The following is a 24,293-nucleotide window of genomic DNA, read 5'->3' as shown; positions in this document are numbered from 1 at the left end:
CGAGCCCCCGCGAGCGTCTCGAGACCCCACTCCCCCGCAACACGTCCGCAACCGTCACCTCGGCGCGTCGCAACCGTCACCTCGGCGCGTCGCGAGCGTCACCTCGGCGCGTCGCGAGCGTCACCTCGGCGGGCGGTCAGTCGGTGGTCACCCGCAGCACGGAGTGGGAGACCTGGTCGTCGGCCCAGCCGGAGATGCCCAGGCCACCGAGCGGCGCGATGTTCTCGACCACCGCCGGGTCGCCCCCGGCGAGCTCGTCGGCGACGTCCTCGAGGCCGTCGAAGTTCACGAAGAGCACGACCCCGGCCCGGTCGGCCTCGGCGACGACGTCCTCGAAGACCTCCGAGCCACCCAGGCCACCGTCCCCGACCACCGCGGCGCGGAAGTCCTCGTTGGGGCCGACCACCAGGGCGTCGCCCTCGGCGTCGCTGGCCAGGAAGGCCTCGGCCGCCGGGTCACCGCCCACGGCGGTGCGCAGCTTCTCGAGGACCTTCTCGATCTCCTCGGGCTCGCCCTGCACCTTGACCGCCACCGGCAGCGCGGAGAGGTCCTCGCTGGCGAAGACGGAGGCGAGGTCGGCCCCGCTGCCGAGCGCGACGGTGGCGGAGTCGCCGAAGAGGGTCTCCACGTCCTGGGGCAGGGTCAGGCCGGTGGCCGCCTCCACCTCGTCGAGCTGGTCGCTGACGGTGCTGCCTCCGTCGGAGAGCACCTCGTCGGCATAGGTGATCGCCTGCTCGACCCAGCCGTCCTCGAAGCCCAGCCCGAAGGCGGCGACCGTGTCCTCGGGCAGCGAACCCATGGCGGCCGCGCCCTGGTCGCTGACGAACACCTCGGCCGCGGCGGAGGCGCCGCTGTCGAGCGCGGTCTCGACCTCGACCGCGCCGTCGGCGAAGCGGACGGTCATCGCGGCGCCCTCGAAGTCGGCGAGCGCCTCGGTGACCTGGGGCGGCACACCGGGGACCGTGGTGGAGGCGGTGGCCTCGTCCACCGCGCCCTCGGCGACACCGGGGTCGGCCAGCGGGTCGGTCGGGAAGGCCCCGGCGCCGCCCTCCTCGGCCAGCTTCGCCAGCAGGGCGCCGGCCTCGGGGGCGACGTAGCCCGAGATGATGCCCGGGTCACCGGCCTCGTCGGTCCACCGCACGAAGTCCTCGTCGTCGGCCAGGGAGGACTCGCCGGCCTGAGCGGCGACCTCCTCGGCGACGTCGTCGCTCTCGGCCAGCAGCACCCAGTCGCCGGCGACGGTGAAGCCGCCCTCGCCCGCGGCGCAGTCCTCGACCGCGGACCCGAGGGCCTCCTCGGCCGCGCCGGCGTCGGTGACCTGCATGACCACGACCGGTGACGGGGTGTCCTCGCCGAGGTCGACGGCCGCGACCGCGAACCGCTCGCCGATCCAGGGGGCGACGTCGTCGCCGTAGTCGAGGTCGCAGTCGCTCTCGGAGAGGAGCTCCTCGCCGATCACGCGCCGCAGGTCGTCCTCGGAGTCGATGTCGACCTGCTCGGTGAACGCGGGGAACTTCTCCAGCGTGCGCAGCGCCTCGAGCTTCTGCTCCCCGCTGGGGTCCAGGTCGACCGACAGGTAGCCGACCGTGCTCGCGGGCAGTGCCTGGGCGGCCTGGTCACCGGTGCCGAAGAAGCTCATCGCGGCCCAGGTGCCGCCACCGGCGAGGGCCAGCACGGCGATGCCTCCGACGCCGAGGACGGCCAGCTTCTTGCGGCCTCCGCCCGTGCGCCGCGTCGGTCCCACCGGGCTGCCCGCGCCCTGCTCGAGCGTCTCGCCGCCGTGCGACGGGGTGGGGTTGTCTGACGGCGTGGTGCTGGACACGAGGTGCTCCCGGGCGGTGAGGTGGCGGGTGGCACGCGCGTGCCCGTGCGGGCCCGGCGTGCAGGTGCTCGACAGGCTACTAAGCCGCGGGCGTCCGCGGAGCGCTCTCGCTGCGACCGGCCGCGGGCGAGAGGAAGAACACCGCGGCCAGCCCGGCCAGCGCCGCGGTGGGCAGGGCCAGGAACGGGGTGGCGCCCTCGACGACCAGCGCGCCCGGGACGCTGGTCCCGTCGGGCTCTCCCGCCGCCACGGCCGCCGGGTCCGCGGGGCCGAGCCAGGTGCCGACCTGCCACATGACGTAGGCCGCCAGGGCGCCGCCGACCAGCACCGCAGCCAGGGTCACCAGCTCGCGCCGGGTGCCGGCCATGGCTGCGAGCACGCCCAGCACCAGGCCACCGGCCGCGGCCACCAGGACGTACGAGCTCGTGCCCCCCGTCTGCTGGGACAGCGCGCGCTCGTCCAGGGGGAACCACTGCCCGCCCTGCACCGTGCCTGGCGGAGGGGTCCAGACCAGCTCGGACCAGAGGACCCCGAGCAGGGCCCCGGCGAGCACGAGGCCCACCAGCACCGCCAGCGGGCGCCGCACGGTGCCACTCATCCGGTCAGGCACCCCGGACCGAGCAGCGCCTTGAGGTCGGCGAAGAGCGCGGAGCTCGGCGTCACGCGGAGCCGGTCGTCGAGGCGCATCACGGTCGTGGCGTCGCGGGTCAGCAGGCGCAGGCGTACCTCGGTCATCCCGGGGTGCGTGCCCAGGACGTCACGCAGCTGCTCGACCACCGGGCCGGTGCAGCGCGTCGAGGGCATCGAGATGACCACCGGACCGGCCGGGCCGTCGTCCAGGTCGGGGACGCTGACCTCCTGGCCGTGCAGCTCGGGCTGGTCCTTGCTGCGCGACAGCCGGCCGCGCACCGTGAGGATCGCGTCCTGCACCAGGTGCGGGCTGGCCAGCTGGTAGGAGCTGGGGAACAGCAGCACCTCGATCGCGCCATCGAGGTCCTCCAGCGTGATCATCGCCCAGGCGTCGCCCTTCTTGGTGATCTTGCGCTGGACCGCGGTGACCAGCCCGCTGACGGTGACCGTCGAGCCGTCGGCCCGCTCCTCGTCGAGCATCAGCTGGCCGATCGACAGGTCCGCCCCGCGCTGGAGCACGTGCTCGAGGCCGAGCAGGGGGTGGTCCGAGACGTAGAGGCCGAGCATGTCGCGCTCGTGGCCGAGCAGCGTCATCTTGTCCCACTCGTCGATGTCGGGCAGGGACACGCTGACGCCGAAGCCGCCGTCCGCGTCGTCGAGCCCCCCGAAGAGGGAGTCCTGGCCGATCGCCTCGTTGCGCTTGATGTCGACGTACTGGTCGACGGCGCCCTCGTGGACCGCGACCAGGGCCCGCCGCTTGTGCTTCATCTCGTCGAAGGCACCCGCCTTGACCAGAGACTCGATGACGCGTTTGTTGCAGACGTGCAGCGGGACCTTGTCGAGGAAGTCGGCGAAGTCCGCATAGCGGCCCTTCTCCTCCCGGCCGGCCACGATGCCGTCGACGACGTGGGCGCCGACGTTGCGCACGGCCGTCAGGCCGAAGCGCACGTCGGTGCCCACGGGGGTGAAGTCGTGGGCGGACTCGTTGACGTCCGGGGGCAGCACCTGGATCTTCATCCGGCGGCACTCGTTGAGGTAGATCGCCGACTTGTCCTTGTCGGACTGCGTCGACGTCAGCAGGGCGGCCATGTACTCGGCCGGGTAGTGCGCCTTGAGGTAGGCCGTCCAGTAGGACACCAGCCCGTATGCCGCGCTGTGGGCCTTGTTGAACGCGTAGTCCGAGAACGGGACGAGGACGTCCCAGAGGGCCGTGATCGACGCCGGTGAGAAGCCGCGCTCCAGCATGCCGGCCTCGAAGCCGACGAACTCCGCGTCGAGCACCTCGCGCTTCTTCTTGCCCATCGCCTTGCGCAGCAGGTCGGCCTTGCCGAGGGAGTAGCCCGCCAGCTGTTGGGCGATCAGGATGACCTGCTCCTGGTAGACGATCAGGCCGTGGGTCGTCCCGAGGATCGGCTCGAGGGCCGCGGCGAGCTCGGGGTGGAGGTAGCTCACCTCCTGCTGGCCGTTCTTGCGCAGGGCGTAGTTCGTGTGGCTGTTGGCGCCCATCGGGCCGGGGCGGTAGAGCGCGCCGACGGCGGAGATGTCCTCGAAGGTGTCGGGCTTCATCAGCCGCAGCAGGGCCCGCATCGGACCGCCGTCGAACTGGAAGACGCCGAGGGTGTCGCCGCGCCCGAGCAGCTCGAAGGTCAGCGGGTCGTCGAGGGTCTTGCTCAGCGCGTCGAGGTCGACCTCCTCGGACCGGTTCGTCTGCACGTTGACGAGGGCGTCGTCGAGGATGGTGAGGTTGCGCAGGCCGAGGAAGTCCATCTTGACCAGGCCGAGCGTCTCGCAGCTCGGGTAGTCGAACTGGGTGATGATCTGGCCGTCCTGCTCGCGGCGCATGATCGGGATGAGGTCGGCCAGCGGCTCGCTCGACATGATGACGCCGGCGGCGTGGACCCCCCACTGGCGCTTGAGACCCTCGAGGCCGAGCGCGGTGGCGACGACCTCCTGCGCCTGCGGGTCCTCGTCGTGGACGGCACGGAAGTCGCTCGCCTCGCCGTAGCGCGGGTGCGCCTCGTCGAAGATGCCCGTCAGGGGGATGTCCTTGCCCATGATCGCGGGCGGCATGGCCTTGGTGAGCTTCTCGCCCATGGCGAAGGGGTGGCCCAGCACGCGCGCCGCGTCCTTGACGGCCTGCTTGGCCTTGATCGTGCCGTAGGTGACGATCTGCGCGACCCGCTCCTCGCCGTACTTCTGGGTGACGTAGCGGATCACCTCGCCGCGGCGACGCTCGTCGAAGTCGATGTCGAAGTCGGGCATCGAGGCGCGTTCGGGGTTGAGGAAGCGCTCAAAGATCAGCCCGTGCTGGAGGGGGTCGAGGTCGGTGATCTTCATGACGTAGGCGCACATGGAGCCGGCGCCCGAACCTCGGCCCGGACCGACCCGGATGCCGTGCTCCTTGGCCCACCCGATGAAGTCGGCGACGACGAGGAAGTACCCGGCATACCCCTTCGAGACGATGACCTCCGTCTCGTAGTCCGCCTGGGTGCGCACGGCGTCGGAGATCCCCTCCGGGTAGCGCTCGTGCAGGCCGCGCTCGACCTCCTTGACGAACCACGAGGTCTCGGTCTCGCCCTCGGGGCACGGGAACTGGGGCATGTAGCGCCCCTCGCCCTCGACGAACGTCACGTCGCAGCGCTCCGCCACCAGCAGCGTGTTGTCGCAGGCCTGCGGCAGCTCGCGCCACAGGTGGCGCATCTGCTCCGGGCTCTTGAGGTAGAACTCGTCGGCGTCGAACTTGAAGCGGCCCGGGTCCATCATCGTCGAGCCGGACTGGACGCAGAGCAGGGCCGCGTGCGCCTTGGCGTCGACGGCCTTCGTGTAGTGCAGGTCATTGGTCGCGAGCAGCGGCAGCTGGAGGTCGGCGGCCAGCCGCAGCAGCTCCTTCTGGGTCTGGCGCTCGATGGGCAGGCCGTGGTCCATGACCTCGGCGAAGTAGTTCTCCCGGCCGAAGATGTCCTGGAACTCGGCAGCGGCCGCGCGCGCCTGCGCGTACTGCCCCTGGCGCAGCCGGGTCTGGATCTCCCCGCCGACGCAGCCGGTCGTCGCGATGAGGCCGTCGCCGTACTGCAAGAGCAGCTCCCGGTCCATCCGCGGCTTGAAGTAGTGGCCCTCGAGCGATGCCAGCGAGCTCATCCGGAAGAGGTTGTGCATGCCCGCTGTGGTGCGCGCGAGCAGGGTCATGTGCGTGTAGGCACCCGAGCCGCCGACGTCGTCCTTCGAGGCGCTGTCGCCGAACTTGACCCGGGTCCTGTCGGTACGGTGGGTGCCCGGCGTGAGGTAGGCCTCGACGCCGATGATCGGCTTGATGCCGTGCTTGCGGGCCTTGGACCAGAACTCGTAGGCGCCGAAGACGTAGCCGTGGTCGGTCGTCGCGATCGCCGGCATCCCCATCTCGACGGCCGCCTTGAGCAGCTCGTCGATCCGCGCGGCACCGTCGAGCATGGAGTACTCGGTGTGCACGTGCAGGTGCGCAAAGCTCTGGTCGGGGTTCATCGGCTGCTCGGGGCGGGTTGGGCTGACATCACGGGCGAGTCTAAGCCCGCCCACCGACCGGCCTCGGGCGTGTCGCGAGGAGTGTCGCCGACACGCCGGTCGACTTCGGGCAACACACCGGTATGCCGGGTGACGGGCGGGGCGCCAGGGTCACCCCTGCGGATGGCAGTGACGGCGGACGGCACCGTCCGGCATACCCGGCGCTGGTCACTCAGGCGGCGATGCGGTCGAGGGCGGCCTGCAGGTCGGTGGGGTACTCGCTGGTGAACCGGACCCACTTTCCGGAGCCGGGGTGCTCGAACCCGAGGCCGACGGCGTGCAGCCACTGGCGATCGAGCCCGAGACGGGCGGCGAGCCGGGGGTCCGCGCCGTAGGTGAGGTCGCCGCAGCAGGGGTGGTGCAGCGCCGCGAAGTGGACCCGGATCTGGTGGGTCCGGCCGGTCTCGAGGTGGACCTCGACGAGCGACGCGGAGCGGAACGCCTCGATGACCTCGTAATGGGTCACCGCCGCCTTGCCACTGTCCATGACGGCGAACTTGTAGTCGTGGCCGGGGTGGCGTCCGATCGGTGCGTCGACCGTGCCGACGACCGGGTCCGGAAGGCCCTGGACGAGCGCGTGGTAGGTCTTGTCGACCGTCCGCGAGCGGAATGCCTGCTTGAGCCGGGTGTAGGCGATCTCGCTCTTGGCGACGACCATCAGGCCCGAGGTGCCGACGTCGAGACGGCTGACGATGCCCTGACGCTCGCTCGCCCCCGAGGTCGAGATGCGGTAGCCGGCTGCGGCGAGACCGGAGACGACGTCAGGACCGGTCCACCCGACGCTCGGGTGGGCCGCGACCCCGACGGGCTTGTCCACGACGACGATGTCAGCGTCGTCGTGGATGATGGTCATCCCGGGCACCGGCTCGGCGATGACCGTCAGTCCTGCGCTGGCCCCGGCGCGGGGAATGAGCACCTCGAGCAGGTCCCCGGAGCTGACGCGGTCGGACTTGCCGGCGACGCGGTGGTTGACGCTGACGTCGCCTGCCGCAGCGAGGTCGGCGGCCTTGGTGCGGGAGAGGCCGAACAGCCGGGCGATGGCGGCGTCGACGCGCTCCCCCTCGAGGCCGTTGGGGACGAAGAGAGCCCTGGCGTCAGTCATCGTCGTCCTCGCCCCGACGGGTCTGGTGGGTCTGGCGGGTCTCGCGTGTCGACGATCCAGCCGTTGCGTTGTCCCGCTCCCGGGTGCCGTCCACGCCGATGCCGAGGACGGCGAGCAGCCCGATAAGGGCAGCCGCACCGACGATGGCGATGTCGGCGACGTTGCCGATGAACCAGTTGTTGTAGTCCAGGAAGTCGACGACGTGGCCCCTGCCGACACCCGGCTCACGGATCATCCGGTCGGTCAGGTTGCCGAGGGCGCCCCCAAGAAGCAGGCCCAGCGCCCACGCCCAGCGCCGACTGCCGATGCGGCGGCTGGTCCGGATGACGACGAGGAGGACGACCACCGCGATGAGCGTCAGCACCCACGTGCTGCCAGTGCCCAGGGAGAATGCGGCTCCCGGGTTGCGGATGAGCTCCAGCCGCAGGAACGAGCCCAGCAGGTCCCGCGGCGCCTGGTCCGTGAGGGTGGCGACGGCCCAGGCCTTCGACGCCTGGTCGGCAAGGTAGGTCACGACAGCCACCCCCGTGAGGAGCCCGAAGAGGCGTCCTCGTCGGGGCGAGGAGAGGGGCGGGGTGGCGCGGTCGTGGGCTGTTGACTTCGGGATCAGCGACTCTCCTGCTTGGTCTTGCACGCCAGGCACAACGTGGCGCGTGGAGCGGCCTGGAGCCGGATCTTGCCAATCGGCTTGCCACAGGACTCGCAGACACCGTAGCTGCCGTCGGTCAGGCGCTCGAGCGCGTGCTCGACCTGTTCGAGCTTCTCGCGCGAGTTGTTGGCCAGCACCATCTCGTACTCACGGCCGAAGATGCTCGCGCCGGCGTCCGCCTGGTCGTCACCGGCACCCTCCCCCGCGTCCCGGAGCAGGCCCTGCAGGTCGGTCTGGGCGATCTCGAGGTCCGCGAGCGCCCGGGCACGCTCCGAGTCGAGCTCGGCCCGGATCTCGCGCAGCTCCTTGGCGGTCCATGGCGTGTCGGTCCTCGCGACCGGTGGGGCCGGCAGCTCCGGCGTCGTCGTGCGGGCGCGGATCCGGGTCACCGGGGCCGCGGACGTCGTCTTCGTTGCCGGGCGTGACGCCCCGGCTGCGGCCTGCTTGGCGGGAGCGGCCTTCTTTGCGGGGGACGCCTTCGCGGGGGACGCCTTCGCGGGAGCGGCCCTCGTGGCGGTGACCGCCTTGGTCGTGGCAGCCTTCTTCGCGGGAGCGGCCTTGGCGGGAGCGGCCTTGGCTGCAGCGGCCTTCCTGGCGGTGACCGCCTTGGTCGCAGCCGCCTTGGTCGTGGCAGTCTTCCTGGTAGGACTCTTCGTCACGGGAGCAGCCTTCCTCGCCGGGGTGGCGGCCGGTGCGGGAACCGCCTTGCGGGTAGCGGCGGACCTCGCCGCAGCCGTGGTGGGGGCGGTCGTCCTCTTCGCGGCCATGCGTGTCGCCCCTCTCGGGTGGGAGTCGTCGTTGACAAGTGGGGCTGAGGATAGGGCCTGGCCCAGTGGCAACCAAACCCGACCCACCGGGACCCGGGGGCAGGGGCAGGGCGGGCGACCCGGCATACCGGCGGGACGACGCAGGGTGCTGACCGGCGTGGGTCCGCGCCCCTCACGGGTCGTGCTGTGCCTCAGTGGGGGTCAGTCGACCCCGTGCCGGCGCCCTCGTTGCTCCCGGCCCCGCCGGGGTCACTGCCTTCGACCGGGTCGACCCCGGTGTGGTCGAGCTCCTGGAGCTGGCCCTGGAGGTAGGCCTTGAGCTGGGAGCGATAGCTGCGCTCGAACCCGCGCAGCTCCTCGATCTGCTGCTCGAGCCGGCCCTTCTCCTGCTCGAGCTCGGCGAGCACCGCAGACTTCTTCTGCTGCGCCTCGGCCACCATGCCCGTCGACCGCTCGCGGCCCTCGGTGACGAGCTGCTGGTGCTTGCTCGTCGCCTCGGCCAGCAGTTCGTCGTGCCGCGTCTGCGCAGTCGTCACCAGCTCCTCGTGCCTGCTCTGCCCGGTGCTGAGCAGCTCGTCATGCTGCGACTGGGCGCTGCCCACCAGCTCGTCGTGCCGGGCCTGAGCGGTGCTGAGCAGCTCGTCGTGCCGGGCCTGCGCCGTGCCGACGAGGTCGTCGTGCTGACGCTGCCCCTCGGAGATCAGCTCGTCACGCGTGGCCTCCCCCTTGCCGACGTGCTCGTCGTGCAGGCGCTGGGCGAGCTCGATGAGCGCTGCAGCGCTGGCGCCGCCCGCACCACCTGCGGCGACGGCCCGCATGGTCCCGGTCGTGCTCTCCACCTCGACCTCACCGCCGCTCCCACTCTGCTGCTGGGCGAGGGCGACCTGCTGATCGTGTCCATCGGCGTCGGCCCGGGCCCTGGCCACGCGCTCCCCGATCTGCGCCTCCTGCGCCTGTGCCTCCTCGATCCGCCGGTGGAGCTCCTCGAGCCGACCCTTCGCCTCGTCCTCGGCGGCCATGCCAACCGGGGCGCCATCGACCCCGGCGTCGGCCCGCCCATCGTCCTGCGGCAGGTCCGAGACCGGGTCGAGGCCGCGGCCGGCACGGCAGTCGTTGAGCTGCTGCTTGAAGTCGTCCCGCTGGGCCACGAGGGAGCGCATCTCGGCCACGATCACGTCGAGGAAGTCGTCGACGTCGCGCTCGTCGTACCCCTTGCGGAACTGGGTGGTCTGGAAGTGCTTGTTGAGGATCTGTTCGGGTGTCAGCGCCATGATTTCCACCTCGATAGAAGGACCGGATCGTGGGCAACGTTAGCGAACCGTGCCGACAGGTCCAACACCGAGCCGTGAGGCGGGTTTTGCCCTACCGAGGTGGTCGGGCCGGCGACGTCCGGTCAGCCGATCCGCACGTTCATCAGCACCGAGGTGATGACCATGAGGGCCAGGAACGCGAAGTCGATCCGCATGCCCCCGATGGTCACGCCGGGGATGATCTTGCGCAGGAGGCGCAGCGGCGGGTCGGTCACGGTGTAGACCCCCTCCGCGGCGACGAGGACCACCCCGCGGGGCCGCCAGTCGCGCGACAGCACCTGCACCCAGTCGATGACCAGACGGCCGATCAACGCGAGGAAGAACAGGAACACCACCAACGAGAAGATCGAACCGATGAGCCTCATGCCGACCAGTCTCGCTGATGCTCCTGTGGAAACCGAATGGGGTCCTCTCAGCTCTGGTTGAAGAAGCCCCTGGCCTGCTTGGGAGCCTCGGGCTCCTCGGCGGAGACCTCGACGTGGGCCGGGGACAGGAGGAAGACCTTTGAGGTGACCCGCTCGATCGATCCGTGCAACCCGAAGACCAGTCCCGCGGCAAAGTCGACGAGCCGCTTGGCGTCGCTGTCGTCCATGTCGGTGAGGTTCATGATGACCGGCGTGCCGTCCCTGAAGGCCTCGCCGATGGTCTTGGCCTCGTTGTAGGTGCGTGGGTGGATCGTCGTGATGCGGTTGAGGCCGCCGACCTCGGTATCACGCACGACCCGGGCCACCGGGGTGCGCCGGGTCGGGAGCGTCGTCACGGCTGCGCCGCGCTCCTCGTGACGGTCCTTGGCGCCCTTGTCGCTCCGGTCGTCGTCGTAGTCCTCGTCGTACCCCTGGTAGCGATCATCTTCCTCAGCCAGCCCGAGGTACACCATCGTCTTGCGCAGCGCCCCAGCCATGGTGGAACTCCCTTGATCTTCTTCGTCTGCTGTCGTGTCGTTCCGGTGGTCTTCAGTGACGTTAGCGAAGGGTCGGCCGGGAACCCAGGATTGCGCTCCCGACACGCAGGTGTGTCGCCCCGTGGTGGATGGCCGCCTCGAGGTCACCACTCATCCCCGCCGACAGCCAGGTCGCCTCCGGGTGCTCCGCCCGTATGCCGTCGGCCACCTTGCGCAGCCGGCCGAAGGCGACGTCGGGGTCCCCGCCGGGTGGAGCGACCGCCATCACCCCCGCGAGGTCGAGCGACGACGTCTGCGCGATCGCGGCGGCGAGCTCGGCGGCGTCCTCGGGCGCCACTCCCCCGCGGCCCGGGCCGTCGTCGAGGCTCACCTGCACCAGGACCCGTGGCCGACGGCTGGCGGCACCTGCCGCGCGGTCGAGCGCGGCGACAAGCCTGGTGCGGTCCACCGCGTGGATGACGTCGGCGTAGGCGACCACCGACGCGGCCTTGTTGGTCTGGAGCTGGCCGATGAAGTGGACGGTGAGTCCGAGGTCGACGACCGCCGGGTCGGCCAGCTTCTCGCGGGCCTCCTGGTCACGGTTCTCCCCGACGTCGCGCACGCCGAGCCCGGCGAGGAGGCGCAGGTCGGACGCCGGGAAGAACTTCGTCACCGCGATGAGGGTGACGTCCCGCGGCTCGCGTCCGGCGGCGCGGCAGGCGCGCTCGATCCGCTCCCGAACGACTTCGAGGGCGATCTCGAGCTCGGAGCGCCGGGCGGCCTGCGCAGCGTGCTCGAACAGGTCGTCGCCGCAGCCCTTGGTCATGCTGTCGCCGCGAGCGGCCCCAGGCGCACCACGCCGGCGAACCGACCGGTCTGCCCGGTCTGGCGGTAGGAGTAGAGCCGCTCGTCCTCGCGACTGCAGCCGGGCACCCACGTCACAGCGACGTCGTGTCCGCGCAGCTGATCCACCACCCCGGCAGCGACGTCGATGGCCGGCGTGCCCGACCACGAGACGGTGGCGCTGACCGGACTGACGTCCGCCGCGGCGTCGCGCATCGCCGCGGGCACCTCATAGCAGCGGCCGCAGACCGACGGTCCGACCGCGGCGATGATCCGCAGCGCGCCAAGGGCCCGCATCGACGCCACCGCCTCGTCGACGATGCGCGCCGTCATCCCCGGTCGTCCCGCGTGGACGACGCCGACGACCCCCGCGACCCGGTCCGCGAGCAGGACCGGCACGCAGTCGGCGACGAGGACGGCCAGCGCCAGGTCGTCGCGCGTGGTGACCATCCCGTCGGCCGGGGGCGTCGACCCGGCCCACGGACCGTCGACGACGACGACGTCCGTGCCGTGGCACTGGTCCATGAAGAGGAGCCGGTCAACGGTGACACCGACCGACGATGCGACCACCTCCCGGTTGCGGGCGACGGCGTCCGGGTCGTCGCCCGTGCGGCCGCCGAGGTTGAGCTCGTCGTGGGGCGGCGCACTCACTCCCCCGCGGCGGGACGTGAAACCCCACCGCAGACCGCGGCGCCCGCTCGAGGGCGCGATCTCGTCGCTCCAGTAGTACACGCCTGAAACCGTACGTCACGTGGGCAGGGCTGGTCCGGGCTGGGCCCGGGACGCCGCTGGCCCGGTCCGAGATCGGACCGGGCCAGCGGGGCAGCTGCGGTTCGGAGCCTCCGGCGACCGCCGGAGCCGTCCGGGTGCTGGCTACCTGCCGGGCGCCTGCTCCATGCGTCCTACTTGAGGAAGTCGGGGACGTCGAGGTCGTCGCCGTCGTCGAAGGTCACCGATCGCGGCGGGGACTGCACCGGCTGGACCTGATCCTGATCCTGGCCCTGCTGGGCTGGCTGGCCATGCTGGAGCGGCTGGCCTCCCTGACCCTGCTGACCGTCGCCCCGCGAGGGCTGGAACTGCGGGCCGGGGTGCTGGACCGGCGGGCGGCTCCCCCCGGAGCGCACGTCCTCGCCGACCCGGCCGCTTGCGCCCGCTGACTCCGGTCGGTCGCTGCCCTGCGTCGACGAGGAGTCCGAACCCTGTGCAGGACGGCCACCGCTCTGGATCGTGCCGAGGGCGCCGTCGTTGCGCTTGACGGGGCCGCCCCCGTCGAAGCCGGCCGCGATGACGGTGACGCGGACCTCATCGCCGAGGGCGTCGTCGATGACCGCTCCGAAGATGATGTTGGCCTCCGGGTGGGCCGCTTCCTGGACGAGCCGGGCAGCCTCGTTGATCTCGAAGAGTCCGAGGTCGGACCCACCCGAGATCGACAGGAGGACCCCGTGGGCCCCGTCGATGCTCGCCTCGAGCAACGGCGAGGAGATCGCGAGCTCGGCCGCCTGCACTGCTCGATCGTCGCCGCGGGCCGACCCGATCCCCATGAGAGCCGAGCCGGCGCCCTGCATGATGGACTTGACGTCGGCGAAGTCGAGGTTGATCAGTCCAGGGGTGGTGATGAGGTCGGTGATGCCCTGGACGCCGGAGAGCAGGACCTGGTCGGCGCTGCGGAAGGCGTCCATCATCGAGACGGTCCGGTCGCTGATCGACAGGAGCCGGTCGTTGGGGATGACGATGAGGGTGTCGACCTCCTCGCGAAGGCCCGCGATGCCGGCCTCGGCCTGGTTGGCCCGTCGGCGTCCCTCGAACGTGAACGGACGGGTCACGACACCGATCGTCAGGGCTCCCAGGCCCCTTGCGATCCCCGCGACGACCGGGGCGCCGCCGGTGCCCGTGCCGCCCCCCTCGCCCGCGGTGACGAAGACCATGTCAGCCCCCTTGAGGACCTCCTCGATCTCTTCGGCGTGGTCCTCCGCGGCCTTGCGTCCGACCTCGGGGTCCGCGCCGGCGCCGAGGCCACGGGTCAGCTCACGGCCGACATCGAGCTTGACATCGGCGTCGCTCATCAACAGCGCCTGCGCGTCGGTGTTGATCGCGATGAACTCGACGCCCTTGAGCCCCACCTCGATCATCCGGTTGATGGCGTTGACGCCGCCACCGCCGATGCCGACGACCTTGATTACGGCCAGGTAGTTGTGCGGATCTGCTGCCACGTCAGTGGGCCTTCCTGAACTCACGTGCGGTGAACGGGAAAAGTCTAGAGGTATACTCAACAGTGAGAGTGTCCACTTCTGCTGAAGCCCGACGGTATTGCGAATGACACGCCCGAGCAACCCAGCGGACGGCGTGTCCCGAACGTTCCCAACAGATTGCGGTCAGGCTGTGACCCGTGTGACCCGAGTGACGCATGTGACGTCCGGATCGACGTCACGCGTCGCCGGTCACGCGTCGTCCGTCATCACCGGGTCACCGGGGTGTCAGGGGCGCTCACGTCAATCACCGACGGCTTCGTCGGGAGCAGCGCCGTGAGCACGACGAGCTTCTTCGGACCGTCCGCAGCCCCGCCCCAGACGACGGTCGTGGCGCCGAGCTTGAGGGTCACCAGGTCGGCACTGGAGACGGTGACGTCGCCGACGGTCGCCCGTTGGCCGGGAGAGAGCAGCTGCAGGACGCTGATCGCGGCGCGCAGCCCCTCGGGGTCGGGGGCGGTCGTGGTGGCGTTCACCATGGCGACACCGGCCGGGAGGGCGGGGACGGTCAGATAGGGCACCCCGTCGGAACCCGCTACCTGTAGTTGACCTTCAGGGTTTCGGACGCCGATCACCGGCGTCTTGCGCTCGACGGAGATGGTGATCGTGTTGGGCCAGCTGCGGCTCACCCTGACCCCGGTGACGGTGGCGATGGTCGCGGCGCGAGCGGCCGCACCCTCGGTGTCGACCCGGGCCAACGGGGTGCCGAGGCGGATGGCTGCGGCCGCCACGACGGCCTCGCGCTCCCCGGGGTCCGGCAGGCCGGTCACGCTCACCGTGCGGGTGGCGAGCACCGGGCTGAAACCCACCAGCCAGCCGACGAGGAGCCCGGTGGCAACCACCGCCGCCAGCATCGCGACCAGCCGCAGGGGCCGGCGGCGGACCTCGGCCGCCCGCCGCTCGAACCGGGCGCGGGACGAGCGCAGACCCTTGCGGGCCGCCCGGCGCCGGGCCTCGAGGGTGGTCGGCCGGGGCCTCGGGTCGGTCCTGCTCATGCCGGGTCACCTCGCTGGTCCTCGAGCGCGCGCAGCACCTCGGGGCCGATCATCGTCACGTCGCCCGCGCCCACGGTCAGCAGCAGGTCGTGCGGCCGGACGAGTGCGGCGACGGCGGCGGCCACCTTGGCCCAGGACGGCTCGTAGTGGACGTCGGCCTCCGGGCGCGCAGCGAGGACGGCGTCGACGACCAGTCGTCCGGACACACCGGGGACCGGGTCCTCGCGGGCGGCGTAGACATCCATGACGACGACGACGTCGGCCGCGGCGAGGCTGGCACCCAGCTCCGCGGCGAAGTCGCGCGTGCGCGAGTAGAGGTGGGGCTGGAAGACGACGACGAGGCGCCCGGTCCCGGAGTCGGCGACGAGCTGACGACCCGTCCTCACCACGGCCGCGAGCTTGCCGGCGTTGTGGGCGTAGTCGTCGACGACGACGACCCCACCGACGCGGCCCTTGGGCTCAAAGCGTCGACGGGTCCCGGTAAAGGACGCCAAACCGGACAGGACGGCCGCGACGGGCTGTCCGAGGCCCGCGACGCACACCGCGAGGGCGGCCGTCGCGTTGAGCACGTTGTGGTGACCCGGGACGTGCAGCATGAGCCGGTGGACGCCCTGGGCGGTGTGGATTTGCGCCCCCGACGTCAGGCCCCGGTGGGTCACGGCAGCGACGCGCAGGTCGGCGTCCGGGGACTCGCCATAGGACAGGACCCGCACGGGGCGGGCGCGCGCCCAGTCGGCGAGCTCGCGGGCCCCGGGGTCGTCGACGCAGACGACGAGCAGGCCACCCTCTTCCATCGTCGTCACGAAGGCTCGGTAGGCCTCCTTGACGGTCTCGAGGTCGCCGTAGTGGTCGAGGTGGTCCGGCTGCACGCTGGTGACGATCGCGATGTGCGGTCGGTAGACGAGGAAGGAGCTGTCGCTCTCGTCGGCCTCGACGACGAAGACGCCGCCGGTGCCGAGGTGGGCATTGGTGCCGTGCTTGGCCAGCTCGCCTCCGACGGCGAAGGACGGGTCCATGCCGCAGGCCTGCAGGGCCACCGTCAGCAGCGAGGTGGTCGTCGTCTTGCCGTTGGCGCCGGCCACCGCGACCCGGTGGCTGCCGGCCATCGTCGCGGCGAGGGCCTGGGCCCGGTGGAGCACCCGAAGGCCGGCGGCGCGGGCCGCGGCCAGCTCGGGGTTGGACTCGCGGATCGCCGAGGAGATGACGACGGTGTCGGCGCCCGCGAGGTAGGCGGGGTCGTGGCCGACGTGCACGATCGCCCCCTCCGCGGCCAGTGCCGTGAGGACCCGCGACTCCTTGGCGTCGGACCCGCTGACGACCAGTCCCAGGCCGAGCATGATCCGCGCGACTCCTGACATCCCGGCGCCGCCGATCGCGATGAAGTGGACGTGGCCGAGGTCCGCGGCGGCGGGCACGCCGGCGCGGAAGTCGAACCGGGTGGTGGGCAGGGTCATCGGGGGGACCGGCCGGAGCCGCGCCTCGGGACGCCCTCGGCGAAGGCCCGGTCGACGAGGTCGGCCAGCTGCTCGTCGGCGTCGCGCTGACCGACGGACGCGGCCGCCTCTCCCATCGTCACGAGCCGGGCGCCGTCCGAGGCGAGCGGGATGAGCGCCTCGGTGATCCACGACGGGGTGAGGTCGGCGTCTGCGACGAGCAGGCCGCCCCCCGCGGCGACGACGGCAGTCGCGTTGAACGTCTGCTCGCCGTTGCCGATCGGCAGCGGCACGTAGACCGCGGGGAGCCCGACCGCCGTCAGCTCGCAGACGGTGTTGGCGCCGGACCGGCAGACGACGAGGTCGGCGGCGGCGTAGGCCAGCTCCATCCGGTCGGCGTAGGGGACCGTGACGTAGGGCGCACCGACGTGGGGCACCTCGGGGGCGAAGCCCTTGCCTGCTCCGGTGACGTGCAGGACCTGCACCCCTGCGGCGCTGAGGTCACCGGCCCGCTCGGCAAAGGAGGTGTTGAGTCGCTGCGCGCCGAGCGACCCACCAGTCACCAGCACGGTGGGCCACTGCGGGTCGAGCCCGAACGCCGCCATCGCCTCGTCCCGGCGAACGGTCCGCTCGAGCCCGGTGATCTCGCGGCGCAACGGCATACCGACGACCGTGGCGTGGGCGAGGTCGGTGCCGGGGAAGGTCGTGCCCACCGACGTGGTGAGGCGGGCGCCGAGCCGGTTGGCCAGGCCGGCCCGGGCGTTCTGCTCGTGGACGACGATGGGCACCCGGCGCCGGCGTGCAGCGAGGTATGCCGGGGCCGAGACGTAGCCGCCGAAGCCCACCACGACCTGCGCCCCAGACTCGTCGATGGCGCGGCCGGCAGCGGCGACGGCCGAGCGCAGCGCCCCCGGCAGCCGGGCGAGCGCGGCGCCGGGCTTGCGGGGCATCGTCACCTTCGGCACGAACGTCAGCTCGTAGCCCCGGGCGGGGACCAGCCGTGCCTCGAGGCCGGTCCTCGTGCCGAGCGCGGTGATGCGCACCTGTGGGTCGCGTCGGCGCAGGGCGTCGGCGAGGGCGAGCAGTGGGGAGACGTGACCGGCGGACCCGCCCCCGGCCAGGAGGACCGAGGAGGGGCGGGGGGCGGGGGTCATCAGCGGTTCCTGCGGCTCGGGAGCACGGCCAGCGAGCGGCGCACGACGCTCGGGCGCGCCGAGAGGATCTCCCTGGCTCCGGGTTCGTTGCGGGCGAACGAGAGCAGCATGCCGAGGGCGAGCATGGTGGTCACGAGGGCCGACCCGCCGGCCGACACCAGGGGCAGCGGCACCCCGATGACCGGGAGGAGCCCGATGACCGAGCCGATGTTGATCATCGCCTGGAGGAGGATCCACGCCATCACGCCGGCGGTGGCAATCCGGACGAACTGGTCGCTCGAGCGCAGCACGAGGCGGTAGCAGGCCCAGCCGATCAGCGAGAAGAGCAGCAGGATGATCAGGGTGCCGGGCAGGCCGAGCTCCTCGCCGATGATGGCGAAGATGAAGTCGTTGTGCGCCGCCGGCAGCCAGCTCCACTTCTCCTTGCTCGCGCCGAGGCCGACGCCCCACCAGCCGCCGTCCGCCAGGGCGTAGAGGCCGTGGACCGACTGGTAGCACGTGCCGTTGGGGTCGCTGCAGCCGCTGCCGCTCAGCCAGTCGGAGATCCGGCCCATCCGGTTCGCGCTCGTCATGACGAGCCCGCCGGCCAGGACCGAGGCGCTCGCCCCGGCGAGGAGGAAGAAGCGGGTGGGCACGCCGGCGACGAACAGCAGGGCCCCGACGATGGCGAGCAGGATCAGGGCCGTGCCGAGGTCGTGGCCGAGCAGGACGAGCCCGATGGCCACCGCCACGACCGGGAAGAGGAACGGCACGATGACGTGCCGCAGGGACCCCAGGAGCTTGCGCTTGTTGGACAGGACCAGGGCGCCGACGAGGATGAGACCGATCTTGGTCAGCTCGGAGGGCTGGATCTGGACCTTCGGCAGGAGCCTGACCCAGTTGCGGTTGCCCCCCACACTCACGCCGAGCGGGGTGAAGACGAGCATCTGGAGGACAACGGCCACGATGAGGACCGGGAAGGCGAGCCGGCGATACCACGGAACCGGGATGCGCGAGGCGACGACCGCGCCCACGAGCCCGACGAGCGCGAAGACGAGCTGGTTGAGGAAGATCGCGAAGGACGAGCCGTCGTCCTTGTAGGAGGTCACCATCGAGGCGGACAGCACCATGACGAGGCCGATGACCACGAGGACGGCCGTCGTCCCGAGCAGGACGTAGTAGGCCGTCACCGGGGACTCGAGGCGCGCGAGGAACGGCAGGGCGCGGGTCAGCCGGCCCTCGGACTGCTGGTCGTCGGCACGGGGGGTGCGCACCCCTGCGGTCGGACGGGTCGCGGTGCTGCTCACCGGCCACCCTGGTCGTCGGCGAGGCGGCGGACGGCGGCCGCGAACGCGTCGCCGCGCGCGCCGTAGTTGGCGAACATGTCCATCGAGGCCGCGGCGGGCGCGAGCAGCACGACGTCGCCGGGCTGCGCCAGCTCGGCGGCCCTGGCGACGACGACATCCATCAGGTCCACACCAGCCATGTCCCCAGTCTCCGATGGATCCAGGTCGACGACCGGGACATCGGGGGCGTGTCGGGCCAGTGCCTCCGCGATCCGGGCCCGGTCGACGCCGATGAGCACGACCCCGCGCAGCCGACCGCGGACCTGCTCGACGAGCTCCTCGACGTCGGCCCCCTTGAGCAGTCCTCCGGCGACCCACACCACAGACTCGAAGCTGCGCAGCGACGCCGCCGCGGCATGCGGGTTCGTCGCCTTGGAGTCGTTGACGAAGCGCACGCCGGCGACGGTGGCGACCTCGGCGATCCGGTGCGGGTCGGGTCGGAAGGTGCGCAGCCCGTCGCGCACGGAGAGCGGGCCGACGCCGTAGGCCCGGGCCAGCGCCGCAGCGGCCAGGGCGTTGGCGATGTAGTGCGGTGCGACGCTGGGTGCATCACCCTGCAGGTCGTCCAGGGTGGCCAGCTCGGCGGCGGAGTTCTGCCGCTGCTCGACGAAGGCGCGGTCGGCGAGCACGTCGTCGACCATGCCCAGCATCGACGGAGCCGGCACACCGAGGGTGAAGCCGATGGCGCGGCACCCCTCGATGACCTCAGCGTCCATGACGAGCTGCTCGGTGAGCGGGTCCGCGACGTTGTAGACGCAGGCGATGTGGGTGTTGGCGTAGACGCGCCCTTTGGCCCGCAGGTACTCCTCGAACGAGCCGTGCCAGTCGAGGTGGTCAGGGGCGACGTTGAGGCAGGCGGAGGCGACGGGCGCGACCGAGCGCTGCCAGTGCAGCTGGAAGCTCGACAGCTCGACAGCGATGACGTCGAACGGCTCGGGGTGCAGCACCGCCTCGAGGATCGGGGTGCCGACGTTGCCCGCGCTCGTGGCGCGCAGCCCGGCGGCGCGCAGGATCGTCGCGAGCATGTTGACCGTGGTGGTCTTGCCGTTGGTCCCGGTGACCGTGAGCCACGGGGCCGAGCCGGTCGCGGCCCGCATCCGCCACGCCAGCTCGACCTCTCCCCAGACGGGGATACCGCGCGCTGCCGCCTCGAGCAGGAGGGGCTGGTCGGGCCGCCACCCCGGCGAGGTGACGACGAGGTCGACCGGCTCGAGCGGCATACCGACGGTGTGCTCCTCGCCCTGGCGCACCGCGATGTCGAGGATGTCGAGGATGTGGGCGCGCTCGTCGTTGGCCGGGGACCCACCGCGGGCTCGCCCGTCGACGACAGTGACGCGCGCGCCGCGCTCGGCGAGGGCGTCGGCCGCGGCGAACCCGCTGACGCCGAGCCCCGTGACGAGCACCCGCAGACCCGACCACTCGGCGTCGCGGTGGGTCAGTCCGGGGCGCGGCTCGTAGCTCGGGTCGAAGACGCTCATGCGGAACCCACCACCCACTCTGCGTAGAAGATGCTGAGTCCCAGCGCGGCGAAGAGCCCGGCGATGATCCAGAAGCGGATCGTCACGGTGATCTCGTCCCACCCGAGCAACTCGAAGTGATGGTGCAGCGGCGCCATCCGCAGGACCCGTTTCCCGGTCAGCTTGAACGACGCCACCTGCGCGATGACCGACAGCGCCTCGAGGACGAAGAGCCCGGCGAGGATGATGACGAGCAGCTCGGTGCGGGTGCAGATCGCCAGGCCGGCCAGGGCTCCGCCGAGCGCGAGCGAGCCCGTGTCACCCATGAAGATCTTGGCGGGGGAGGCGTTCCACCACAGGAAGCCGAAACACGCCCCCATGCACGCTGCGGCGACGATGGCGAGGTCCTGGCTGTCGCGCACCTCGTAGCACTTGATGCCCGGGTTGCGCTGGCAGTTCTGGTTGTAGGTCCAGAGCGAGATCAGCACGTAGGCCCCGAAGACCATCGTCGAGGCGCCGGTCGCCAGCCCGTCGAGGCCGTCGGTGAGGTTCACGCCGTTGGACGTGCCGGCGATCATGATGTTGGCCCAGATGATGAAGAGGATGACTCCGCTGATCGTGCCGGCGAAGGCCAGGTTGACATGCGTGTCGCGCAAGAAGGAGATGAAGGGGACCGCCGGCGTGCGGTTCATGTCGTTGGGGAACTGCAGCGCCAGGATCGCGAAGAGGACGCCGACGAGCCCCTGGCCGGCGAGCTTCTGGCTCGAGCGCAGGCCGAGGCTGCGCTGCCGGGTGATCTTGATGAAGTCGTCGAGGAATCCCACGACCCCGAGCCCGCTCATGAGGAACAGGACGAGCAGACCGCTGGCACTGGGCATGGTGAGGGTGAACAGGTGGGCGCTGGCGTAGGCCAGCAGGACCGAGCCGAGGATGACCGCGCCGCCCATGGTCGGCGTGCCGCGCTTGGTGTGGTGCGACGTCGGGCCGTCGTCGCGGATGAACTGCCCGTAGCCGCGCCGGACCAGGAACCTGATGAACATCGGGGTGCCGAGCAGGGCGAACAGCAGGGAGAGCGCCGCACCCACGAGTATGCCCTTCACTGCGGCACCTCCAGCCCGACGAGACGATCCCCGAGCCACCGTAGACCCGCGTCGCGGCTCGACTTGAGCAACACGACGTCGCCCCGGCAGAGTGTGTCCGTGAGGAGCGCGTATGCCGTGTCGGCGTCAGGCACCCAGACGCTCCCGCCGTCGTCCGGTCCCGGCGACTGCCCGGCCGGCGTCGACCTCGTGGCCACGGCCGCCGCTGCCGCAGCCGCGTCGGCCACGGGACGGGCGCCCTCGCCCACGGCGACGAGGCGGTCGATGCCGAGGGCGACCGTGAGCCGCCCGAGCGACTCGTGCTCGGCGCGGGATTCCCCGCCGAGCTCGAGCATCTCGCCGAGCACGGCCCAGGTGCGGCGAGGCGGTGGGGCCGCGTCGGCGATGGCCCGGAGGGCGGCCAGGGCCGCCCGCATCGAGTCGGGGTTGGCGTTGTAGGCGTCGTTGACGACGGTGACTCCGTCCGCGCGCTCGGTGACCTCCATCCGCCACCGGCTCGTCGGGCCGGCGGCGTCGAGAGCCGCCACGGCGTCCTGCGGGCTCATGCCGCACTCGACGGCCGCGGCCACGACGGCCAGGGCGTTGCTGATCTGGTGGGCGCCGGAGACCCGCAGTCGCACGGGCAGCGAGTGGCCGAAACCGTTGAGGGTGAACGATGCCCGGCCCAGGGCATCGAGCTCGACGTCGGCTGCCGTCACGTCGGCCGGCTCGGTCACGCCGACGGTGACGACCCGCGCCGCGGTGCGGTTCGCCATCGCCGCGACGGCCGGGTCGTCGGCGTTGAGGATGGCGACCCCGTCCTCCCCGAGGGCCTCGACGAGCTCGGCCTTGGCCGTGGCGATGTTGGCGCGCGACCCGAACTCCCCGACGTGGGCCGAGCCGACGTTGAGGACGATCGAGACGTCCGGAGGGGCGATGGAGGTGAGGTAGGTCAGGTGGCCGATCCCCCGCGCGCCCATCTCGACGACGAGGAAGCGGGTCGCGACACTCACCCGACAGACGGTCAGGGGCACCCCGATCTCACCGTTGAGGGAGTCGACGGGGGCGATGGTCTCCCCGGCCGCGCCGAGGACCTGCGCGAGCAGGTCCTTGGTGCTGGTCTTGCCGGAGGAGCCGGTGACGGCCACGACCCGCAGGTCCTGACGACGGTCGAGGACGCCGCGGGCAACGCGGCCGAACGCCGCCTGCACGTCGTCGACGACGACGCACGGGAGCTCGTCCACCGGGTGGGAGGTCAGGGCAGCGACCGCGCCGCCGTCACCGGCCGCCCCGACGAAACGGTGCCCGTCGGTGTGCTCGCCGACCCGGGCGACGTAGAGGCTGCCCGGCCGAACCTCGCGGGAGTCGGTGACCACCGGGCCGGTGACGACGATGCCGGCCGTGCCGGGCTCGTCGGGGTGGAGCGATCCGCCGGTGAGGGTCGCGACGTCGCGCAGGGACAACGGGATCATTCGGGTGCTTCCGGTCGGTAGGTGGTGCCGTTCAGGGCGGCGCGGATGGCGTCACGGTCGTCGAAGGGGTGGATGGTGCCACCGATGTCCTGCCCGATCTCGTGGCCCTTGCCGAGCACGAGCACGGTGTTGCCGCTCGGGTCACCGACCGCCCTCGCGAGCTCGACGGCCTCGCAGATGGCGGCTCCCCGCCCCTCGCGTGCGCCGTGGACGCTCGGCCCCACGCCTCCCCTGCCGACGACCTGACGGGCCCCCTCGAGGACTGCGGCCCGGATCGTGGCGGGGTCCTCCGAGCGGGGGTTGTCGTCGGTGACGATGACGTCGTCGGCGTGCCGGGCCGCTGCGGCTCCCATGCCCCGCCGCTTGCCGCGGTCGCGGTCGCCGCCCGCGCCGAGGACGACGACGAGCCGCCCGGCGGTGGTGGGCCGCAGGGCCTTCAGGGCGGCTTCGACGGCGTCGGGCGTGTGCGCGTAGTCGACGATGCACCGGGGGTCGCCCGACCCGCTCCCGGGACGCGGGTCGTCGTCGTCGCGGGTGACCCGCTCCATCCGGCCGGGCACCACGGGCTCCTCGGCCAGCGCAGCCCGGACGGCCGCCAGCGAGTGGCCGGCGACAACGAGCGCGACCGCCGCCATCGCCGTGTTGACGATGTTGAACTCACCGGGCAGGTGACAGTGCAGGTCGAGGACGCCCGCCGCGCCGCTCACCCTGAACTCGGGCCAGGGGCCGGGTTCGACGACCCAGTCGGCCGTGCGGCGCCGTGACGACGTCACCGTCGTCAGGGGGATCCCGGCGGTCGCGGCGAGGCGCCGCCCCCACTCGTCGTCGATGCAGACGACCCCCGCGCGAGCGCGTTCGGGGGTGAAGAGCTGCGCCTTCGCGGCGAAGTAGGCGTCCATCGTGGGGTGGAAGTCGAGGTGGTCCTGCGAGAGGTTGGTGAAGAGGGCCACGTCGTAGACGGCGCCGTCCACCCGGTGCTGGCTGAGGGCATGGCTGGAGACCTCCATGACCACGGCCTCGGTGCCGGCCTCCCGCATCATCGCGAAGATCGCGTGCAGGTCGGTCGCCTCGGGCGTCGTCCGCACCGACTGCAGCATGGTCGAGCCGATCCGGGTCTCGACTGTGCCGATCAGCCCGGTGCTCGTCCCCAGCGCGCGCAGGGCCGACTCGAGCAGGTAGGCCACCGTCGTCTTCCCGTTGGTGCCGGTGATCCCGTAGAGCGTCAGCGACTCCGCGGGGGCGCCGTAGATGGCGGCGGCCACCGGTCCGAGGACCGCGCGGGGGTCCTCGGTGACGAGGACGGGCACGGTGACGTCACCGGCGGCGGCGATGATCGCCTCCCCCGCCGCGTCGGTGAGGACTGCCGTGGCACCAGACGCGGCGGCGGCGGCGGCGAAGGCGGCGCCGTGGACGTTGAAGCCCGCCAGCGCGGCATACAGGTCACCCGGGCGCACGCTCCGCGAGTCGAGCGTCACGCCGCTCACCGACACGTCCCCGAGCGGCACCGCCGGCGGGGTCGACGCCCGGGCCGCCCCGGCCGCCAGGTCGGCGAGGAGGACGGGCTGCACGGAGGCGGGGCGCGGCGATGGCAC

20 protein-coding genes are annotated in these 24,293 nt (G+C 71.9%); all 20 read right to left on the bottom strand.

Translation table 11 applies throughout. The annotated features are described in order from the left end of the window. Window positions 1-136 precede the first annotated feature (136 nt). The 20 genes from ACLL9L_RS02175 to ACLL9L_RS02080 all read right to left on the bottom strand — a co-directional run bounded on the left by ACLL9L_RS02175 (window position 137) and on the right by ACLL9L_RS02080 (window position 24,293). A complete protein-coding gene (locus tag ACLL9L_RS02175; protein ID WP_411283003.1) occupies window positions 137-1,822 on the bottom strand; it encodes a DUF3352 domain-containing protein in 1,686 nt (561 codons plus the stop codon). Window positions 1,823-1,901: 79 nt separating this feature from the next. Next, on the bottom strand, window positions 1,902-2,420 hold the full coding sequence (locus ACLL9L_RS02170) for a hypothetical protein (RefSeq protein ID WP_411283002.1): 519 nt from the start codon (window positions 2,418-2,420) through the stop codon (window positions 1,902-1,904). Continuing rightward, entirely contained in the window at window positions 2,417-5,950 is a 3,534-nt protein-coding gene (gene dnaE / locus ACLL9L_RS02165; RefSeq protein WP_411283001.1) for a DNA polymerase III subunit alpha, read from the bottom strand. Before dnaE ends, ACLL9L_RS02170 begins: the two co-directional genes overlap by 4 nt. 211 nt (window positions 5,951-6,161) lie before the next feature. Continuing rightward, on the bottom strand, window positions 6,162-7,091 hold the full coding sequence (locus tag ACLL9L_RS02160; RefSeq protein WP_411283000.1) for an RluA family pseudouridine synthase: 930 nt from the start codon (window positions 7,089-7,091) through the stop codon (window positions 6,162-6,164). Further along, window positions 7,084-7,605: a signal peptidase II gene (locus tag ACLL9L_RS02155; protein ID WP_411282999.1), complete on the bottom strand. Its 522-nt coding sequence runs from the start codon at window positions 7,603-7,605 to the stop codon at window positions 7,084-7,086. The genes ACLL9L_RS02160 and ACLL9L_RS02155 overlap by 8 nt, the downstream gene beginning before the upstream one ends. A gap of 92 nt (window positions 7,606-7,697) precedes the next feature. Continuing rightward, window positions 7,698-8,399: a TraR/DksA family transcriptional regulator gene (locus tag ACLL9L_RS02150; protein WP_411282998.1), complete on the bottom strand. Its 702-nt coding sequence runs from the start codon at window positions 8,397-8,399 to the stop codon at window positions 7,698-7,700. A 299-nt stretch (window positions 8,400-8,698) separates the two neighbouring features. Then, window positions 8,699-9,778 carry a DivIVA domain-containing protein gene (locus ACLL9L_RS02145; protein WP_411282997.1) on the bottom strand — a complete coding sequence of 360 codons (1,080 nt, stop codon included), beginning with the start codon at window positions 9,776-9,778 and terminating at the stop codon, window positions 8,699-8,701. Window positions 9,779-9,900: 122 nt separating this feature from the next. Next, a complete protein-coding gene (locus ACLL9L_RS02140; protein WP_411282996.1) occupies window positions 9,901-10,182 on the bottom strand; it encodes a YggT family protein in 282 nt (93 codons plus the stop codon). Window positions 10,183-10,229: 47 nt separating this feature from the next. Then, on the bottom strand, window positions 10,230-10,718 hold the full coding sequence (locus tag ACLL9L_RS02135; protein WP_411282995.1) for a cell division protein SepF: 489 nt from the start codon (window positions 10,716-10,718) through the stop codon (window positions 10,230-10,232). Between the two features lie 61 nt (window positions 10,719-10,779). Next, window positions 10,780-11,523: a YggS family pyridoxal phosphate-dependent enzyme gene (locus tag ACLL9L_RS02130; RefSeq protein ID WP_411282994.1), complete on the bottom strand. Its 744-nt coding sequence runs from the start codon at window positions 11,521-11,523 to the stop codon at window positions 10,780-10,782. Continuing rightward, window positions 11,520-12,272, bottom strand: a complete 753-nt coding sequence (gene pgeF, locus ACLL9L_RS02125) for a peptidoglycan editing factor PgeF (protein WP_411282993.1) — start codon at window positions 12,270-12,272, stop codon at window positions 11,520-11,522. The genes ACLL9L_RS02130 and pgeF overlap by 4 nt, the downstream gene beginning before the upstream one ends. 170 nt (window positions 12,273-12,442) lie before the next feature. Further along, the gene (gene ftsZ, locus ACLL9L_RS02120) at window positions 12,443-13,750 is read right to left on the bottom strand and encodes a cell division protein FtsZ (RefSeq protein WP_411282992.1); all 1,308 of its coding nucleotides are present in this window, start codon (window positions 13,748-13,750) and stop codon (window positions 12,443-12,445) included. A gap of 245 nt (window positions 13,751-13,995) precedes the next feature. Continuing rightward, on the bottom strand, window positions 13,996-14,781 hold the full coding sequence (locus tag ACLL9L_RS02115) for a cell division protein FtsQ/DivIB (protein ID WP_411282991.1): 786 nt from the start codon (window positions 14,779-14,781) through the stop codon (window positions 13,996-13,998). Further along, on the bottom strand, window positions 14,778-16,235 hold the full coding sequence (gene murC / locus ACLL9L_RS02110) for a UDP-N-acetylmuramate--L-alanine ligase (protein WP_411282990.1): 1,458 nt from the start codon (window positions 16,233-16,235) through the stop codon (window positions 14,778-14,780). Before murC ends, ACLL9L_RS02115 begins: the two co-directional genes overlap by 4 nt. Next, a complete protein-coding gene (gene murG, locus ACLL9L_RS02105) occupies window positions 16,232-17,368 on the bottom strand; it encodes an undecaprenyldiphospho-muramoylpentapeptide beta-N-acetylglucosaminyltransferase (RefSeq protein WP_411282989.1) in 1,137 nt (378 codons plus the stop codon). The genes murC and murG overlap by 4 nt, the downstream gene beginning before the upstream one ends. Further along, a complete protein-coding gene (ftsW, locus tag ACLL9L_RS02100; protein ID WP_411282988.1) occupies window positions 17,368-18,654 on the bottom strand; it encodes a putative lipid II flippase FtsW in 1,287 nt (428 codons plus the stop codon). The genes murG and ftsW overlap by 1 nt, the downstream gene beginning before the upstream one ends. Then, window positions 18,651-20,171, bottom strand: a complete 1,521-nt coding sequence (gene murD, locus ACLL9L_RS02095; RefSeq protein ID WP_411282987.1) for a UDP-N-acetylmuramoyl-L-alanine--D-glutamate ligase — start codon at window positions 20,169-20,171, stop codon at window positions 18,651-18,653. The genes ftsW and murD overlap by 4 nt, the downstream gene beginning before the upstream one ends. Next, a complete protein-coding gene (mraY, locus tag ACLL9L_RS02090; RefSeq protein WP_411282986.1) occupies window positions 20,168-21,250 on the bottom strand; it encodes a phospho-N-acetylmuramoyl-pentapeptide-transferase in 1,083 nt (360 codons plus the stop codon). Before mraY ends, murD begins: the two co-directional genes overlap by 4 nt. After that, a complete protein-coding gene (locus ACLL9L_RS02085) occupies window positions 21,247-22,701 on the bottom strand; it encodes a UDP-N-acetylmuramoyl-tripeptide--D-alanyl-D-alanine ligase (protein ID WP_411282985.1) in 1,455 nt (484 codons plus the stop codon). Before ACLL9L_RS02085 ends, mraY begins: the two co-directional genes overlap by 4 nt. Continuing rightward, a complete protein-coding gene (locus ACLL9L_RS02080) occupies window positions 22,698-24,293 on the bottom strand; it encodes a UDP-N-acetylmuramoyl-L-alanyl-D-glutamate--2,6-diaminopimelate ligase (protein WP_411282984.1) in 1,596 nt (531 codons plus the stop codon). The genes ACLL9L_RS02085 and ACLL9L_RS02080 overlap by 4 nt, the downstream gene beginning before the upstream one ends.

The organism is Lapillicoccus sp. (assembly GCF_046595215.1).
Taxonomy (GTDB): Bacteria; Actinomycetota; Actinomycetes; order Actinomycetales; family Dermatophilaceae; genus Lapillicoccus.
Note: the sequence above shows the minus strand (reverse complement) of the source record. Positions and strands in the feature narration are given on the sequence as shown.

Coding starts and splice junctions, on each gene's coding strand:
- ACLL9L_RS02170 (WP_411283002.1), bottom strand. CDS start 2,420: ATGAGTGGCACCGTGCGGCGCCCGCTGGCGGTGCTGGTGGGCCTCGTG.
- dnaE (WP_411283001.1), bottom strand. CDS start 5,950: ATGAACCCCGACCAGAGCTTTGCGCACCTGCACGTGCACACCGAGTAC.
- ACLL9L_RS02160 (WP_411283000.1), bottom strand. CDS start 7,091: ATGACTGACGCCAGGGCTCTCTTCGTCCCCAACGGCCTCGAGGGGGAG.
- ACLL9L_RS02145 (WP_411282997.1), bottom strand. CDS start 9,778: ATGGCGCTGACACCCGAACAGATCCTCAACAAGCACTTCCAGACCACC.
- ACLL9L_RS02140 (WP_411282996.1), bottom strand. CDS start 10,182: ATGAGGCTCATCGGTTCGATCTTCTCGTTGGTGGTGTTCCTGTTCTTC.
- ACLL9L_RS02135 (WP_411282995.1), bottom strand. CDS start 10,718: ATGGCTGGGGCGCTGCGCAAGACGATGGTGTACCTCGGGCTGGCTGAG.
- ACLL9L_RS02130 (WP_411282994.1), bottom strand. CDS start 11,523: ATGACCAAGGGCTGCGGCGACGACCTGTTCGAGCACGCTGCGCAGGCC.
- ACLL9L_RS02115 (WP_411282991.1), bottom strand. CDS start 14,781: ATGAGCAGGACCGACCCGAGGCCCCGGCCGACCACCCTCGAGGCCCGG.
- murC (WP_411282990.1), bottom strand. CDS start 16,235: ATGACCCTGCCCACCACCCGGTTCGACTTCCGCGCCGGCGTGCCCGCC.
- murG (WP_411282989.1), bottom strand. CDS start 17,368: ATGACCCCCGCCCCCCGCCCCTCCTCGGTCCTCCTGGCCGGGGGCGGG.
- murD (WP_411282987.1), bottom strand. CDS start 20,171: ATGAGCGTCTTCGACCCGAGCTACGAGCCGCGCCCCGGACTGACCCAC.
- ACLL9L_RS02085 (WP_411282985.1), bottom strand. CDS start 22,701: ATGATCCCGTTGTCCCTGCGCGACGTCGCGACCCTCACCGGCGGATCG.